Annotated in this window: 9 protein-coding genes; 4 read left to right on the top strand and 5 right to left on the bottom strand. The window is 75.4% G+C overall.

Annotated features, from left to right (window positions below):
• Nucleotides 1-141 precede the first annotated feature (141 nt).
• The 4 genes from CG747_RS20465 (at nucleotide 142) to CG747_RS20450 (ending at nucleotide 4,732) form a co-directional block, all read left to right on the top strand.
• On the top strand, nucleotides 142-1,527 hold the full coding sequence (locus tag CG747_RS20465; protein WP_180985631.1) for an LAETG motif-containing sortase-dependent surface protein: 1,386 nt from the start codon (nucleotides 142-144) through the stop codon (nucleotides 1,525-1,527).
• Between the two features lie 285 nt (nucleotides 1,528-1,812).
• Nucleotides 1,813-3,477 carry an energy-dependent translational throttle protein EttA gene (ettA, locus tag CG747_RS20460; RefSeq protein ID WP_100603225.1) on the top strand — a complete coding sequence of 555 codons (1,665 nt, stop codon included), beginning with the start codon at nucleotides 1,813-1,815 and terminating at the stop codon, nucleotides 3,475-3,477.
• 5 nt (nucleotides 3,478-3,482) lie between these two features.
• Entirely contained in the window at nucleotides 3,483-3,917 is a 435-nt protein-coding gene (locus CG747_RS20455; RefSeq protein WP_100603224.1) for a thioesterase family protein, read from the top strand.
• The gene (locus tag CG747_RS20450; protein ID WP_100603223.1) at nucleotides 3,914-4,732 is read left to right on the top strand and encodes a hypothetical protein; all 819 of its coding nucleotides are present in this window, start codon (nucleotides 3,914-3,916) and stop codon (nucleotides 4,730-4,732) included. Before CG747_RS20455 ends, CG747_RS20450 begins: the two co-directional genes overlap by 4 nt.
• Nucleotides 4,733-4,898: 166 nt before the next feature.
• On the opposite strand, the gene CG747_RS20445 is transcribed toward CG747_RS20450, so the two are convergent.
• The 5 genes from CG747_RS20445 to CG747_RS20425 all read right to left on the bottom strand — a co-directional run bounded on the left by CG747_RS20445 (nucleotide 4,899) and on the right by CG747_RS20425 (nucleotide 14,710).
• A complete protein-coding gene (locus tag CG747_RS20445; protein ID WP_180985619.1) occupies nucleotides 4,899-5,954 on the bottom strand; it encodes an ABC transporter ATP-binding protein in 1,056 nt (351 codons plus the stop codon).
• A 112-nt stretch (nucleotides 5,955-6,066) separates the two neighbouring features.
• Nucleotides 6,067-8,838 carry an FtsX-like permease family protein gene (locus CG747_RS20440; protein ID WP_257980564.1) on the bottom strand — a complete coding sequence of 924 codons (2,772 nt, stop codon included), beginning with the start codon at nucleotides 8,836-8,838 and terminating at the stop codon, nucleotides 6,067-6,069.
• Nucleotides 8,839-8,868: 30 nt separating this feature from the next.
• A complete protein-coding gene (locus CG747_RS20435; protein ID WP_100603222.1) occupies nucleotides 8,869-12,354 on the bottom strand; it encodes an ABC transporter permease in 3,486 nt (1,161 codons plus the stop codon).
• Nucleotides 12,355-12,550: 196 nt separating this feature from the next.
• Nucleotides 12,551-12,955: a globin gene (locus tag CG747_RS20430; protein ID WP_100603221.1), complete on the bottom strand. Its 405-nt coding sequence runs from the start codon at nucleotides 12,953-12,955 to the stop codon at nucleotides 12,551-12,553.
• A 126-nt stretch (nucleotides 12,956-13,081) separates the two neighbouring features.
• Nucleotides 13,082-14,710, bottom strand: a complete 1,629-nt coding sequence (locus CG747_RS20425; RefSeq protein ID WP_100603220.1) for an FHA domain-containing protein — start codon at nucleotides 14,708-14,710, stop codon at nucleotides 13,082-13,084.
• Between the last annotated feature and the right edge of the window lie 31 nt (nucleotides 14,711-14,741).

Genomic DNA, 14,741 nt, shown 5'->3' with positions numbered 1-14,741 from the left:
ATGCGCCCGCTCCATAAGATCCGACGAGTACTCACGGGGGCTGACCAGGCTGACCAGTTCGGCCGCTGAGTTCTTGGGATCTTTCCGGTGAGGCGACCTCTCCAGCCGACCGCCTTGCCCAGAGGGGAAATCATGCTTTCGATGAAGGGGCGGGGCGCAGCCCGCCTTGCCGCCGCGGTCGTGGCCTCCGGCCTGATCGCGGCGGGCACGATAGCCACCGCGGGGACCGCCGTGGCGGACGACCCGGCCACGTCGCACGGGGGCGCCACCGCGACGCTCGGCGGCCTGAAGACCTTCGATCAGGCCGTGGTGCACGGAGACGGAGGGGACCAGCGCGTCGGCGCCGGCCTCTTCGAGATGTCGGTCGACAACGGCGGCACGCTGCAGACGTACTGCATCGACATCCACAACCCGACGCAGCAGCAGGCCCGTTACCAGGAAGTGCCCTGGAGCGCCTCGTCGCTGCACAACAACGCGGACGCCGGCAAGATCCGCTGGATCCTGCAGAACTCCTACCCGCAGGTGAACGACCTGGCGGCGCTCTCTGCCAAGGCCGGCGCCGGGCAGCTGTCCGAGAAGACCGCCGCGGCCGGCACCCAGGTCGCGATCTGGCGCTTCTCCGACCACGTCAAGGTGGACGCGGTCGACCCGGCCGCCGAGAAGCTCGCCGACTTCCTGGAGAAGAACGCGCAGAGCGTTTCCGAGCCCAAGGCGTCGCTGACCCTGGACCCGCCGGCGGTCTCGGGCAAGTCCGGCAGCAAGATCGGCCCGGTCACCGTGCACACCAACGCCGACAGCGTCACCATCTCCCCGGCGGCGGGCGTGCCCGCCGGCGTGAAGATCGTGGGCAAGGACGGCAAGCCGGTCACCAGCGCCGCCGACGGCACCCAGCTGTTCTTCGACGTCCCCAAGGGGACCGCCGACGGCAACACCTCGCTGACCGCGCAGGCCGCGACCAAGGTCCCGGTCGGCCGGGCCTTCACCGGCATCGGTGAGCACGCCAAGAGCCAGACCCAGATCCTGGCCGGCTCCAGCGAGTCCACGGTCTCCGCGGCCGCCACGGTCTCCTGGAAGAAGCAGGGCGCGATCCCCGCGATCACCGCCGAGAAGAACTGCTCCAAGGGCGGCGTGGACGTCACCGCGACCAACAAGGGCGACGAGGCGTTCCGCTTCCAGCTGTCCGGCAAGGACTACGAGGTCGCGCCGGGCACGGCCAAGACCGTGACCGTTCCGGTCGGCGAGGACCAGCCGTACCAGATCACGATCACCGGCGCGGGCGGCTTCAAGAAGACCTTCTCCGGCGTCCTGGACTGCAAGACCGCCGGTCAGCCCTCCTCGCACCCCAGCCCGGCCTCGGCCGGCGGCACCACGGGCGGCAGCACCACCGGCGGTCACGGCACCGACCTGGCCGAGACCGGTTCCAGCAGCGCCACCCCGGTGATCGCGGGCGTCGCGGTCGCCCTCGTCGTGGTCGGCGGTGGCGCGGTGTTCTTCCTGCGTAAGAAGAAGACCGGACAGTCCGCGTAAGCGAGACGGACGGTCGTCACCGTCGCAGTAGACCTCGTGACCATCGGTGAGCGAGCCGTCGGCGCACCGTGAACCGGTGGTCACCGGGCGCGTACCACGAAGGCCCCGGAGCGGAGTGTCCGCTCCGGGGCCTTTGTCGTCCATCCCTCGGCACCCGTTTCCGTCCGGGGATGGACGTACGGCAAGATGGGGTGTATCTGCCCTCGCGCGGCCACGCCGCACCACGGCCCACGCGGCGGAGCCACCCAGACCACCTGATAGATCCAAACTGCCGGACGGTTTCTCTTGGCTGAGTACATCTACACGATGCGCAAGGCGCGCAAGGCGCACGGCGACAAGGTCATCCTCGATGACGTGACGCAGTCCTTCCTGCCGGGCGCGAAGATCGGTGTCGTGGGGCCCAACGGCGCCGGTAAGTCCACGTTGCTGAAGATCATGGCCGGTCTTGAGCAGCCGTCGAACGGCGACGCCTTCCTCTCGCCTGGCTACACCGTCGGCATGCTCATGCAGGAGCCGCCGCTCGACGAGTCCAAGACGGTCCTGGAGAACGTCCAGGACGGCGCCCGCGAGACCATGGACAAGCTCAAGCGCTTCAACGAGGTCGCCGAGCTGATGGCGACCGACTACTCCGACGCGCTGATGGAGGAGATGGGCAAGCTCCAGGAGGACCTGGACCACGCGAACGCCTGGGACCTCGACACCCAGCTGGAGCAGGCCATGGACGCGCTGGGCTGCCCGCCCGGCGACTGGCCGGTCATCAACCTCTCCGGTGGTGAGCGCCGCCGCGTCGCGCTGTGCAAGCTGCTGCTGGAAGCCCCCGACCTGCTGCTCCTCGACGAGCCCACCAACCACCTCGACGCCGAGTCGGTGCAGTGGCTGGAGCAGCACCTGGCGAAGTACCCCGGCACCATCGTCGCCGTCACCCACGACCGGTACTTCCTCGACAACGTCGCCGGCTGGATCTGCGAGGTCGACCGCGGCCGCCTCCACGGCTACGAGGGCAACTACTCCAAGTACCTGGAGACCAAGCAGACCCGTCTGAAGGTCGAGGGTCAGAAGGACGCCAAGCGCGCCAAGCGCCTGAAGGAAGAGCTGGAGTGGGTCCGCTCCAACGCCAAGGGGCGGCAGGCCAAGTCCAAGGCCCGTCTGGCGCGTTACGAGGAGATGGCCGCCGAGGCCGACCGGATGCGGAAGCTGGACTTCGAGGAGATCCAGATCCCGCCGGGCCCGCGTCTGGGCAGCGTCGTCGTCGAGGTCGACAAGCTCAACAAGGCGTTCGGTGAGAAGGTCCTCATCGACGACCTCAGCTTCACCCTGCCGCGCAACGGCATCGTCGGCATCATCGGCCCGAACGGCGCCGGCAAGACCACGCTGTTCAAGATGATCCAGGGCCTGGAGACCCCGGACTCCGGCGACATCAAGGTCGGCGAGACCGTCAAGATCTCCTACGTCGACCAGAGCCGCGAGAACATCGACCCCAAGAAGACCCTGTGGGCCGTGGTCTCCGACGAGCTCGACTACATCAACGTCGGCCACGTCGAGATGCCCTCGCGGGCCTACGTCTCCGCGTTCGGCTTCAAGGGCCCGGACCAGCAGAAGCCGGCCGGGGTGCTCTCCGGCGGTGAGCGCAACCGCCTCAACCTGGCGCTCACCCTCAAGCAGGGCGGCAACCTGCTGCTCCTCGACGAGCCGACCAACGACCTCGACGTCGAGACGCTGTCCTCCCTGGAGAACGCGCTGCTGGAGTTCCCCGGCTGCGCCGTGGTCGTCTCCCACGACCGCTGGTTCCTGGACCGCGTCGCCACGCACATCCTGGCGTACGAGGGCAACTCCAAGTGGTTCTGGTTCGAGGGCAACTTCGAGTCGTACGAGAAGAACAAGATCGAGCGGCTCGGCGCCGACGCGGCTCGTCCGCACCGTGCGACGTACAAGAAGCTGACTCGGGGCTGACCGCCGTGCGACACCTCTACTCCTGCCCCCTGCGCTGGTCGGACATGGACGCGTTCGGCCACGTCAACAACGCGGTGTTCGTCCGCTACCTCGAAGAGGCGCGGATCGACTTCATGCGCCGGCTGGCGCCGGGGGACGGCAGTCCGTCGTTCACGGGCGGTTCGGTCGTCGCCCGGCACGAGATCGACTACCTGCGGCAGCTGGTGCACCGGCCCGAGCCGGTGACCGTCGAACTGTGGGTGCAGAAGATCAGTGCCGCGTCGATGACGGTGGGGTACGAGGTCAAGGACGAGGACACGGTCTACCTGCGGGCCGCGACCGTGGTCGTGCCGTTCGACTTCGCCGCGGGGCGGCCGCGCCGCCTCACGGCGGAGGAGAAGGCGATCCTCAAGGAGTACCTGGACGACGCCGCGCATCAGGAAGGGGCCGTCGCCCTATGACGGTGCTGCGGTTGGCCGACGCCGGGGAGGCGGCGGATCTCGCCGCCTTCCTCGCCCGGCTGATCCACTACGACCGCGGTGCGGCGGTGCGGCTCCAGGCCGGGAGCGGTGTGCTGGCCGTCTTCGGCCGCCCGCCGTCCTTCGAGGTGCTGGCGATCCGTACGGCGCGGCTGGCGGCCGACGGCGATGCCCATGGTCCCGGCCTGGACGCGACCGTTTCCGCCGGGGAACTCCTCGAAGGCATTTCGGAGGCGGCGGGCAGCGTCACCGTGCCCGCCCCGGTCACCGGCCCGCCGTGGGCCGGGGTGCTGCCGCCGCGGGGCGGCTGGACGCGGGTGCCCGGGCTGCCGTCCCCGGAGGCGCTGCTGCGCGCGGTGTCCGCCGCGGTCGCCGAATTCCGCGCCCGGGACGAGGCGCTGCCGCCGCAGCGGCGCAACCGGGACGAGCGGGACCGGATCGGACGGGAGATCTGGTCGCGGACGCTGGGCGATACGGAGCTGCCGTTGCGGGCGGTGCATGCCGCGCAGGCGCTCGGGTTCCTGCGCGGGGCGCGGGCCGGGGCGATGGCGGCCTCCGGGAGCGCGGGTGCGCCCTCCCGGGCGGGCGTCGCCTCCCGGGCGGGCGGCGCGGTGTCCGGTACGGCCGGCACCGCCGGTGCGGCGGGTGCGGAGACTTCGGTGCGGGCGCCGGCACCGGCGCTGTTGGCTGCCGGGGGGTGGCTGCGGCTGAGCACGCCGTACGGGTCGATTGCCGTGCGGGCGGGTGGGCCGGCGGGGTTGGCCGGGCTGTCGGGGCTCACGGTTACGCCCGTTTGACGGGTTCCTGGCGGGCCCGGGTTTTCGAGGGCTGCTCAGGGGGTGGTGGCTGGGGCCCCGTCTGCCTGGGGGCCTCGCCTGGCGGGCTCGTTGTCGTTCTGCGGGTTCGTCCTCAAACGCCGGACAGGTGGAGACCTCAGGTGCCGGACCGGCCGGCGGTCCGTTCTCAGGCGTCGGTCGGGCCGGAGGTCTGTTCTCGAACGCCGGGTGGGCCGGAGGCGGGTGGGGGCGGTGGGGCGTCCGGCCAGATGCCGATGTGGTCGGGTTCCCGTTGGAGGAGGACGCGGTCCCGCATGCCCAGGGGCGTGGTGTAGTCGGCGGGGAGTTGGAGGCGGCCGGCGCGGTCGAGGGTGGCGTACTCGCGGGCCACGACGGATTCCTGGCCGGTCGTGGCGTCGACTTCCGTGCGGCGGAGGACTTCTGAGGAGGTGCGGCCGTCGCGGATGGCGACCGTGCGGCGGACTTCGTCGGCCACCTTCTGGTCGTGGGTGACGATCACGATCGTGGTGCCCAGCTCCTCGTTGGCGGTGCGGAACGCGGCGAAGACCTGCTCGGCGGTGTGCGAGTCCAGTTCGCCGGTCGGCTCGTCGGCGAGCAGGACGGCCGGGGTGTTGGCCAACGCCACGGCGATGGCGGTGCGTTGGGCCTCGCCGCCGGAGAGCTGGTGGGGGCGCCGGTCGCGGCAGTGGGTGAGGGAGAGCAGGGACAGCAGTTCCTGGGCCGCCTTGGTGCGTTCGGCGCGGCGGCGGCCGCCGCGCAGCTGCATGGGCAGGGCGACGTTCTGCAGGGCGGTGAGGTAGGGGAGCAGGTTGCGGGTGGTCTGTTGCCAGACGAAGCCGACGACGTTGCGGCGGTAGTCCAGGCGGGTGCGGGCGTCCATCGTGAGGAGGTCGCGGCCGGCGACGCGGGCCGCGCCGGCGGTCGGGATGTCGAGCCCGGCCAGGATGTTCATCAAGGTGGACTTGCCGCTTCCGGACGCGCCCACCAGAGCCAGCAACTCGCCCTCGGTGACGAGGAGATCGAGTCCCTGGAGGGCCTGCACCTCCACGCCGTCGGTGGTGAAGACGCGGACCAGGCGGTCGCAGGCGATCAGCGCGTCGTGCCCGTAGGCGGGGCGGGCGCGGCGGGCGGCGGCGCGGCGCTCCAGGTCGGTGAGGGAGGGCGGCGGGGGCGGTGACGGCGGTGGTGACGGCGGCGGGGTGTCGTCGGGGTGGGTCGTCATGGGGGTGGCTCCGGTGGTCGTGGGGTCGCCCGTTGCCGTAATGGCTGAACGGTTGTGGCAGCTGCGGCAGTTGGGGTGGGTGGGGGATGGCGGGCGTCGTGGCCTGTCGGTGTCAGTTCGGGGCTTCCTTTCGTGTCGGGGCTTCCTTTCGTCGTTCGGTGTGCTGCGTTCGGCGTTGGCCGATGAGGGACTGGAGGAGGGCCGTGGCGAGGGAGAGGAGGAGGACGGCGGTGGCGGGGAGGAGGAGGGACGCGGGGTCGGGGTGGAGGGGGACGGGCGCGGTTCCCGTGGGGCCGGAGGTGGTGGGGAGGGCGAGCGGGGTGAGGTCGGTGCCGGGGCCGAGCAGGCGGAGGGTGGCGGCGCCGGTGAGGGTGCCGCCGAGGGCGGCGAGCAGGGCCTGGGGCAGGGCTTCGAGGACGAGGAGGCGGCGGCCCTGGGCCGCCGGCAGGCCGATGGCGCGGAGGCCGGTGAGGAGCCGGGCGCGTTCCGGGGCGGTCTGGAGGAGGGAGAGGAGCAGGGCCAGCAGGGCGAAGCCGGCACCGGCGGCGACCGCGGCGGTGTAGAGGCGTTCGGCGCCTTGCTGGAGGGGGGAGTCGGCGTACTGCGCGCGGGTGGTGGAGCGCAGGGCGAGGCGGGTGGGGAGGGCGGCGGGGGTGTGGGTCCGGATGGTGCCGCGGAGCGCGGTGGGGTCGAGAGAGCGGCCGGCCAGGAGGACGACGGAGGGGCCGGTGGCGGGGTCGGCGTAGGTGTCGGGGTGGAGCCGGGCCACGCCGCGGGCGTCGACCACGACGAAGTCGCCGCCGGGCTGGGCGGGGGTGTCGCGGCGTACCAGGGCGGGGCGGACGACGAGCTGGCCGAACTCCGGTTGCAGCACCATCGGTGCGTCCCCGAAACGGGTGCGGACCCCGGCGGAGACCAGGGCGGGCAGGGGGTGGTCGCCGCCGGGGTCGGCCAGCTCGGTGGCGTCGAAGGCGCCCAGGCCGGTGGCGCGGGCGAGCCGGGCGTAGGCGTCGGCGTCGGCGATGACGAGGTAGAGGGGCGGGCCGTTGTCGTCGGCGGGCTGGGTGCTCAGGCGCAGCGGGACCGCGTCCTGGACGCCGGGGACGGCGGTGAGGGACGACAGCAGGGCCCGGGGGAGCGGTTTGTCGGCGGTGAGGCGGGCGTCCGCGCCGACCGCGGCCAGCGCGGCCCGGTCGCGTGCGTCGGCGACCCCGGCGAGCACCGAGCCGCCGAACGATGCGGTGGTCAGCGCCACGAGGAGGGCGAGCAGCGGCAGTCCGGCGGCCGGGGCGCGGCCGGCCCGGGCCAGGGCCAGGAAGCCGGACAGTCCCCGGGTGCGGGCGGCGGGCCGGGCCGCGAGCCGCAGCGGCAGCGGGTACAGCCGCATCAGGAGCAGCGCGGCGATCACCGCGACCAGTACGGGGGCCGCGCTGACCAGGACGTCCACGCCCCCGGAGCCGGTACCGCGGCGGCGCAGGGCCAGCACCGCGGCCACCGCCAGGACCAGCACGGTGAGTTCGACGACCGTGCGGCGCCGGGAGGGGCGGCCGCCCACCAGGTCCGCGCGGACGTCGGGGCGCGTCCTTCGGTGTGCGGCGGCGGCCCGCAGGGGCAGCGCGAGGGTGCCGAGCAGTCCGACCGCGGCCGCGGCGAGCAGCGGGGTCAGCAGCCGTTCGCCGGGGACGAGGACGACGGCCAGGGCGTAGCCGGCGCCGGCCGCGGGCAGCGCCACCGTCGCGGTCTCCGCCGCCAACCGCCCGACCAGCCCGGGCAGTGACGCGCCCCGGGCCCGCAGCAGCGCCAGTTCCCGGTGGCGGCGGGCGGCCGCCAGCCCCCCGGTCATGAGGACGACGACGCCGGCGACGGTGCCGATGCCGCACGCCGCCACCGCGACGACTGGTGCGACCGCGTCCCGGGTCCGCGCGAAGCCGTCCAGCAGGCCGTCCACCGCGCTGTCCGCCAGCCCGCCGGGGCCCACCACCCCGCGCAGCCGCGCCAGGCCCGGGCCGCGCTGGAGGGACCGCACCCGGTCCTGGAGCAGCGGGGCGTCCCCGGCGGTCAGCGCGCCGGTGTCCAGCGGGTAGCGCCAGAACCGCTCCGGCTGCCCCTTGGTGGACAGCAGCGCCGGCCCGTCCTCGGGGGCGAGCAGCAGTCCGGCCTGCCACAGTTTCTGCGGCGGGGTGCCCTCGGCTACCAGGGCGGGGGTCGTCACCAACGGGTCCACCGCCCAGTACGGGCCCTCCGGGGCGTGCGGGGTGAGCAGCCCGGAGATCCGCAGGGCCAGCCCGCCGACATGGAGCGGGCTGCCGGGGCGCAGGTGGAGGGCGCGGGCGGTGGCGACGGTGATCGCGGCTTCCCGGGTGGGCGACCCGGGCGCGGCGGGGCGCGGGAGGCGGCCCTGGGCGACGGCGGTGTGCCGGGCCAGGCCGGAGACCGCGTACAGCGAGAAACGGGGATCGACGCCGTCGGGGCGGGCCAGCCCGGGGTCGTGGGAGGGCAGTGGGGCGGTGGTGCGCACGCCGTGCGCGGCGTCGGCGGGGGAGATCCGCAGCGGGGCGGTGAACTGGCTCCGCAGCGCCGCGTCCTGGCGGTCCAGTACGGCGGGGGTGTGGCTGTGCGGGGTGGTGTCGGTGCGGCCCGCGGTGATCTGCACCGTCCGCTGGTCGGGCGGGACGTCGCTCAGCGCGGCCCGGACGCCGCGGGTCTCGTAGGCGTCCACCCCGCGCGGGAACGCCGCCGCGAGGAACGCGGTGATCAGCATCAGCGCGCCCAGGGCCAGCGCGGCCGTCGGGGCCTCCCCCGCCCGGACGATGTGCAGCGCGGCGGGGAGAGCGGCGCGCAGCCGGACCAGCGGGCCGCCGGAGAGCGTGGTTCCCTTCGGCATCGTCATCCCACCTTGGTCGGCTCGGTCATCTCAGCGCTCCCCTTGGGCGCGCAGGGCCCGTACCGGGTCGCCGCGGCGCAGCCCGACGGCCGCCACGACCAGCAGCGGGACCGCCGCCACCGCCGCGAGCAGCCCGCCGACCTGGCCGGTCGGCAGCTCCACCAGCACCGGCGGCACCGGGCGGCCCGCCTCCTGCGTCAGGACCACCAGCGGGACGACCGCCCGGGTCAGCACCGCCCCCAGGGCCGTGCCGACGGCCAGCGCCAGCGCGATCAGGACGCCCTGTTCGGCGGCGATCATCCGGGCCAGCTGGGGGCGGGGCGCGCCGAGGGCCCGCAGTACGGCGAACTCCCGGGCCCGTCCGCGGACCGAACCGGCCGCGCCGACCGCGAAACCGGTCGCCGCCAGGGCCACCGCGACCGCCGCGGCGGCGGCCAGCGCGGTCTGCGGGCCGCGGCCCAACGGGTCGTCGTGCAGCTCCCGGGCGATCTCGTCGCGGACCAGCACCTGGCCGGGGTCGAGGTCGGGGCGGGCCCGCAGCGCGGATGCCACCGCCGCGGTGGTGCCGGGTCGGGTGCGCAGCCACCACTCGGCGGCTTCCAGCGGGGTGGCGCCGAGGTCGGACAGGGCCTCGTTGACCGCGCCGAAGTCGACCAGCAGCCCGCCGGAGCCGGTCGGTTCGTCCGCCGGGCCGGGCAGCGCGCGGACCGCCTTCGCGATCCTGGCCTTCAGCGCCTGCCCGTTGACGGTGAGGTCGACGACCGCGCCGATCCGGGAGCCGCTGGCTCGCAGGAACGCGTCGGTGGCGACGGCCGCCAGCGGTGGGCGGGCGGGGTGTGCGGCGGTGATCCGCACGGTGGTGACCGCGGCGGTCCACTCGTCCTGCCGGGCGCCGGTGTCGTAGGTCTGCGTCAGCAGCCCGCCGCCGGGGATCGCGGTCGGGAACGCCCGGGGGCCGCCGGGGCGGCCGGTGGAACTGCTCTGGTCGGCGATCCGCCCGGTCCAGGCCGCGCCGCGCGGGGCGGTGAGGCGGTGGGCGGCGCCGTCGCCGGTGACCGCCCGCGCGGCGTCCAGGGTCAGCCGTTGGCGGTGCGGGACCGGCGGCTGGTCCAGGTCGAGGACGAGGCCGGACAGCCGCAGCGGACCGGCCGGCCGGCCGACCGGGGCGCCGGCCGCGGCGGCGAGGTCGACGGTGCCGGTGTGCGGCCGGCCGTCGGCCGGGAACTCGTCGAGCGGCAGGCTGTGCGGGCTGCCGTGGGCGTCGGTGACGACGACGGAGACGGTCGCGGGCACCGGGCCGGTGTCGGGCCGGGCGGGGCCGAGGGCGCCGCCGTCGGCCGGGCGGTCGGTGGGCGTCGGCAGGGTCCGGAGCGACGCCAGGGTCGCGGTGAACGTCAACCGCACGGTGTCCGGCGGGAGTTCGATGCCGGCGGGGGCGCCGGCCGGGGGTGCCGCCGCCCGCAGCATCGCGTCGGTGGCGCGGGCGCCCGCCGGACCGTCGGCGGCGCCGCCCGCCAGGTCGCCGCGGAGCAGCAGGGAACCCGCCGCCCGCCGGGTGTCCAGGGCCAGCAGGGACGCGGCGTGGCCGTCCGGCAGGTTCAGGGCGGCGTGCCCGACGGGCACCGCCGCGGCCACCCCGGGGACGGCCGCGTAACCGCCGCCCTGCCCCAACTGCGGTGTCCGGCCGCTCAGTACGCGCACCGCGGCGGCCGCGCGGAAGTCCGCCTGGTCGTCCTGCGAGCGGTCCCACGAGGCGCGCTGACCGATCGCCAGCATGCCCAGCGCGGTGGCCAGCACCAGCAGCAGCACCGGGTCGGTGACGCGGTGGGCGACCCCGCCGCCCGAACGCGGCGGAGAGCCCGCCGAGGAGCGGCGGCTGATCTGCCAGCCGGCCAGCGCCACGGCCAGTCCCCGGCCGCGGGCCGCGGCCCGTTCGGCGAGCCGGGCGGTGGGCGGCAGCAGCCGCAGCGTCAGTACCGTGCCGGCGAGCAGCGCCAGCGCCGGGGCGGCCACCAGCACCGGGTCGATGCCCAACCGGCCGGCGCCGTCCTGGGTGAGCACCCCGCCGCCGTCACCGCCGGTCCGCCGCCACAGCTGCCAGTACGCCACCCCGGCGACCACCAGGAGCGCCAGGTCGGCGCCGGCCCGGACCGCGCCGGGCAGTGCCCGCCCCCGTCCTGACGGGCCGTCCGCTCCGGACCGCAGCACAGCGGGCGCGGCGACCGTGACGGCGCAGCCCAGCGCCACCACCGCGCCGGTCAGCCAGGTGCCGCCGGTGAGGGCGGCGTCCGGCGGCGGTCCGGTCCGGCCCGCCGCGCCGCCGCTCGCCAGCAGCCGCAGCAGCGGCCCGGCCGGCAGGGGGGCGAGGACCGCGGCCGGCAGCGCCAGCAGCAGCAGCGCCTCGGCGAGGGCCAGGCCGGCGAGCCGCCGGCGGGAGGCGCCGCGGGCCCGCAGCACGGTCCGTTCGCCGGTCCGCTCGGCGCTCAGCATCCGGGCGACCAGCAGCAGTGCGTACCCGGCCAGCAGCAGGAGCTGGAGCGCGACGATCAGCACGGTGGACCGGTTGACCAGCAGCGACCGCTGCAACTTCGCCGTGACGTCGGGGAGTTCGGTGGTGGCGGTGACCTGGCCGTGGAACGCCGGGTCGGCCATCAGCGCCCGCGCCGCCGGGCGGGCGGCGGCGGCCAGCGCGGGCAGCCGGTCCGCGGTCAGGGTGCGGAAGTCGGCGGTGGCCAGCCAGGCCACCGAGTCCTGCACCAGCGGCCCGCCGGCCCGGAACGCCCCCGGCCCGGCCAGCAGCGGCCCGTAGGTGGTGAAGCCGACGGTGCGCACCCCGCGTCCGCCGAGTTCGTCGAGCTTCCAGTACGGGTCGGTGCGGTCCTTGGGGCGGTAGACGCCGGTGACCTCGATGGCGAGGCGGGCAGCGCCGGGCAGCCGGTTGTCGAGGGTGAGCCGCCGGCCGGGGCGGAGGCCGAGCCGGGCGGCGGCGGCCTCGGGCAGCGCCACCGGGAGCCGGCCGTGCGCGGCCTCTCCGGGCCAGTGGCCGGCGGTGAGGGTGATCCGGCTGCGGTCGAGGACCGCGAGGTGGGTGAGGTCGGGCTCCGCGTCGCCCGTCGCGCCCGTCGTCCGCCCGGCCCCGGCCCCGGCCGGCGGCCGGAAGGCGCGCGGCAGCGCGTACGGCCCGGAGCGGGTCAGCGTGCGGACGGTGAACGGGAGGCCGTCGAAGGCCCGCCGGGCGCCCCGTTCCACCGCCTGGTCGGCGGACTGCCGTCCGGAGGAAGGGAGTTGGGCCTTGATCTGGAGGGCGGCGCCGGCCGCGGCCGAGGTGTCCGCCGTCCGTACGGAGTGGGGATCTTGCGGACCGGACCGCAGGGCCTGCCGCAGTCCGGCGTCGCCGACCGCGTCGGAGAAGGCGGCGAGGGTGGCCAGGACGGTGGCGGTCAGCAGCACCGTGAGCAGGGCGGCGGCCAGCAGTACGCGGTGCGCGCGCACCCGCAGCACGATGAAGCCGGACACGGATCCCCCCGGTGCGGCTCAGGCCCCGGCCGGGGTGCGCCGGTGGCTCTCAGCACCCGAAAACGTGGCATATCCGAAAGGGTGATCGGATGCCGTGGATGTTTTCAGAGGGCGGCGGCGCCGGGTGAGGGGTTGCGGGGGGTCTTGACCGGATCGTGACGGGGAAGCGCGGCTTCCGGTCGGTGTGACCGTTCTCTCAGCCCGCGGTGTTGACCATGGACGCGGCCGCGTACGTGAGGTAGTCCCACAGCTGCGCCCGGTGTTCCTCGGCGAGCCCGACGGAGTCCACGGCGTCCCGCATGTGCCGCAGCCAGGCGTCGTGCGCGGCCCGGTCGACGGTGAACGGGGCGTGCCGCATCCGCAGCCGGGGGTGGCCGCGGTTCTCGCTGTAGGTGCGGGGGCCGCCCCAGTACTGCATGAGGAAGAGGACGAGGCGCTCCTCGGCCGGTCCCAGGTCCTCTTCGGGGTACATCGGCCGCAGCAGCGGGTCCTCGGCGACCCCCTCGTAGAAGCGGCGCACCAGACGGCGGAAGGTGTCCTCGCCACCGACCTGCTCGTAGAAGGTCTGCTCCTGAAGCGTGCCGTGCGGAATGTTGTTCACCGGTCCATGGTGGCAGACGTCCCGACCGAGGACTCCGGACTTAGGACGATCGCCGCCGGGCACGACTCCGGGGCGCGATCGGTCGATCACGCCCCGGAGTTGAGGTGTTCGCGCGTGCCGCCGCGGTCAGCCGCGGCGGACGGTCAGCGTCGTCCAGGCGCCGACGTGCACCCGGTCGCCCTCGTGCAGCGGCACCGGGACGTACGGCTGGATCGGCTCCTCGGCGAGGTTGACCGTGGTGCCGTTGGTGGAGTTCTGGTCCACCACGGCCCAGCTGCCGTCCTGCTGCTGGACGAGCAGCGCGTGCTGGTGCGAGACGCCCGGGTCCTCCGGGGTCCGGCCCAGGTCGACGTCCGGGGACTCTCCGGTGCTGTTGCGGCGCCGGCCCACCGAGATCTGGCCGTTGGCGAGCGGCAGCACCTGCTCGGGGGAGTACGAGGGCAGGTTGAGCCCCGCCGCCTCCGGGCCGCTGCGGCCCATCATCGCCATGAAGTACTCGCGGTCCGGTGCGATGGCCACCACCCAGCCGTCGCCGACCACCGGCGGCGGACCCTGCGGCGGCGCGGCCGGAGCCTGGCCGGGCCCACCGGGCCACTGGCCGTCGGGTCCCGGCTGCGGCCGCTCGAAGCCATGCTGCGGCTGCTCGTACGGGGCCGGCTGCTCGAAGCCCTGCTGCTGCGGCGGGAACGGGGCCGGCGGCTGCTGCTCGAACGGGGCCTGCGGGCCGGGTCCGGGCTGCGGCGGTGCCATCGGCGGGGCGGGGTTCCCCGGGTGCTGCTGGTGCGGCGGGCTCAGCGGCCAGTCGTCACCGCCCTGTTGCGGGGGCGGCGGCGGGCCGGGCTGGCCGGCCGGACCGGGGCCGGGCATGCCGGGAGGCGGGCCGGGCTGACCCGGGAAGCCGCCGGGGCCGGGCATACCGGGCGGCGGGCCCGGCTGCTGCGGCTGCTGCTCGAACGGGGCCGGCTGCTCGTACGGGGCGGGCTGCTCGAACGGTGCCTGCGGCGGCGGGAAGCCGTAACCGCCCTGGCCGCCCTGCGGCGGTTGGCCGCCGGGCATCGGGGCGCCGGGACCGCCCGGACCGCCGGGGCCGGGAGCCGGGGGCGGGAAGCCGTAGCCGCCCTGCGGCGGTTGGCCGCCGGGCATCGGGGCACCGGGCGGCGGCGCGAACGACGCCGGCGAGTTGGTCAGGAAGTTGTAATGGCACTCGGAGCAGAACGGCGCCATGCCCTCACGCGGCGTACGGCACTGCGGGCAGAACTCCGTGGACTGCTCGGGGCCGGGCACGGGGGCCGGGGCGCCGTGCGGCGGGGTGCCGGGACCGCCCGGGCCGGGGGCCGGGGGCGGGAAGCCGTAGCCGCCCTGCGGCGGTTGGCCGCCGGGGCCGGGCATACCGGGCGGCGGGCCCGGCTGCTGCGGCTGCTGCTCGAACGGGGCCGGCTGCTCGAACGGGGCCTGCGGCGGCGGGAAGCCGTAGCCGCCCTGGGGGGCGGGGCCGGGTGCGGGCGCGCCGGGGCCGCCCATGCCGGGCGGCGGTCCGGGCTGGCCCATCGAGCCGGGGCCGGGCTGGCCGGGCGGCGGCGGGCCGGGCTGACCCGGCGGCGGGCCGGCGTGGCCGGTCGGCTCGGCGGGCGGCGCCGTGTTCAGGAATCCAGCGGGCAGAGAGGGTGGCGGGGGGACGGCGCCCGCCATGCGCTGGCCGCACACCTCGCACCAGTCTTCGGCCACCGACTGGTGGCCGCTCGGGCAGGTCGGCATGTCGGTTCTTCCCCCTCCGTACCGTTTCTTC

The sequence above is a fragment of the Streptomyces sp. CB02959 genome, from assembly GCF_002803155.1.
Lineage (GTDB): Bacteria > Actinomycetota > Actinomycetes > Streptomycetales > Streptomycetaceae > Streptomyces.
This window is presented reverse-complemented; position numbering and strand designations above follow the sequence as displayed.

What these genes read in the sequence shown, in the direction of transcription:
- CG747_RS20445 (WP_180985619.1), bottom strand. Translation starts at nt 5,954, where the DNA reads ATGACGACCCACCCCGACGACACCCCGCCGCCGTCACCACCGCCGTCA.
- CG747_RS20450 (WP_100603223.1), top strand. Translation starts at nt 3,914, where the DNA reads ATGACGGTGCTGCGGTTGGCCGACGCCGGGGAGGCGGCGGATCTCGCC.
- CG747_RS20425 (WP_100603220.1), bottom strand. Translation starts at nt 14,710, where the DNA reads ATGCCGACCTGCCCGAGCGGCCACCAGTCGGTGGCCGAAGACTGGTGC.
- CG747_RS20440 (WP_257980564.1), bottom strand. Translation starts at nt 8,838, where the DNA reads ATGCCGAAGGGAACCACGCTCTCCGGCGGCCCGCTGGTCCGGCTGCGC.
- CG747_RS20465 (WP_180985631.1), top strand. Translation starts at nt 142, where the DNA reads ATGAAGGGGCGGGGCGCAGCCCGCCTTGCCGCCGCGGTCGTGGCCTCC.